Origin of the sequence: Caballeronia sp. ATUFL_F1_KS39, assembly GCF_023630985.1 — a bacterium.
Taxonomy (GTDB): domain Bacteria; phylum Pseudomonadota; class Gammaproteobacteria; order Burkholderiales; family Burkholderiaceae; genus Caballeronia; species Caballeronia zhejiangensis.
In genome coordinates this window covers 1-237 of the sequence record NZ_JALQDZ010000060.1, presented here as the reverse complement: position 1 = coordinate 237, position 237 = coordinate 1, and the positions used below count along the sequence as shown (strand labels likewise).

Annotated in this window: 1 protein-coding gene; it reads right to left on the bottom strand. The window is 62.4% G+C overall.

Going from position 1 to position 237, the window contains the following annotated elements; translation table 11 throughout:
* Position 1: 1 nt before the first annotated feature.
* Positions 2 to 237 (bottom strand): HU family DNA-binding protein (locus tag NCR93_RS29180; RefSeq protein WP_250532385.1); only part of this gene is annotated, 236 nt, incomplete at its 5' end.

Sequence of the window (237 nt, the reverse complement as noted above, 5' to 3'; positions counted from 1 at the left end):
CTCACGCTTGGTTGACGGCATCCTTGAACGCCTTGCCCGCGGTGAATTTGACCGTCCTGCCTGCCGCGATTTCGATTGGCTCACCGGTCTTCGGATTGCGACCGGTGCGCGCGGCACGTTCGCCGGCCCCGAACGAGCCAAAGCCGATCAGTTGCACAGCATCACCTGCCGCCACCGTCTTGGCGATCGTCTCAAACACCGCATTGATGGCCTCCTCTGCGGCGAGCTTGCTTGTAC